Origin of the sequence: Geminicoccus harenae, assembly GCF_019800005.1 — a bacterium.
Classification (GTDB): Bacteria; Pseudomonadota; Alphaproteobacteria; order Geminicoccales; family Geminicoccaceae; genus Geminicoccus; species Geminicoccus harenae.
The window spans coordinates 1-988 of the sequence record NZ_JABGCL010000181.1 but is presented as its reverse complement, the minus strand read 5'-3'; the positions used below and the strand labels follow the sequence as shown (position 1 = coordinate 988).

The 988-nt window shown below is 56.8% G+C and carries 1 protein-coding gene; it reads right to left on the bottom strand.

Features of this window, described 5'->3' with window-relative positions:
• Nucleotides 1-27: 27 nt before the first annotated feature.
• Nucleotides 28-189 carry a hypothetical protein gene (locus HLA95_RS27475; RefSeq protein WP_222185139.1) on the bottom strand — a complete coding sequence of 54 codons (162 nt, stop codon included), beginning with the start codon at nt 187-189 and terminating at the stop codon, nt 28-30.
• Nucleotides 190-988 lie beyond the last annotated feature (799 nt).

Sequence of the window (988 nt, the reverse complement as noted above, 5' to 3'; positions counted from 1 at the left end):
AAGGCACCGACCAATTATTTCTGATGGTCATTGCCCTGACAGGGCTGCCTGGGTGCTGCCGCCTGCCGATGTCCAGCGAAACAGCTCGAGCTGGGGCAGGGCACGATCCGGCTGCCGGCCCTGGCCCAGATTGTAGAGGTACCAGAATACGGCCGGGACCATCTCCAGGTCGCAGAGCTTCTTGATCAAGCTGCCTGACAGGCTTCGTCGATGGTGGCGGCTGGTCCCGGCATCTGAGGACGAGCAGTGGTTATGTCTCGGCGATCGCTCGCCGGATGGCTGTCGGTGTATAAGGCCGCCTGCCGCCGGTGCCAGGAAGGCGCCAGAGGCTGGGCAAGGTGACAGCTTGACGGAGGATTGTTGTTGGGTCTGCGCCGAGCTGCGGCGGTACTCTGCCGGCTCGCTGCCATCCGAGCGGTGTCGACGCGAACGCAACCATCTGAAGAAAATCCGCTGCGCAACGCACGTGCGTCCACATGACGCATTAATTCCGTTGATTTTTCTCAACACCAGCGGAATCATGGTCTACCGGATGCGAGGTAAGGCATTTTCCGCCGTTCGTCAGTAAGCATCCGCTTTGTTCGCAAAAGCGCATTCTATGTTGTGTAGATCATAAGTAGTTGATCGAGGATCATATGATGGAAGCTGTTCAAGAGCATCGCCATCGGCAGGCCGCGCGTGGCTACAAGCGAGTAGAAGTGTCGGTTCGGAGTGAAGATGCGGAACTTTTTCGCCGGCTAGCAAGACTCCTGGCGATAGATGGTGCCAAAGCTGATCGGCTACGCACAGTTTTGAATAATGTCGTCCCAGCCAGGGAGCGAGTGACGTTTCAGGAATGGATGACGTCATAATCATGTTGCGCGGATCAATTTGATTCAAATTGGTTGGAGTTATTCTAGGTTATGGCGTGAGCTGACCGGATCAGCCATTGTGGGCAGTCGGGGGAAGCCATGACCAAGCCGCGTTCTACCTTGGGCATCAGCGTGAC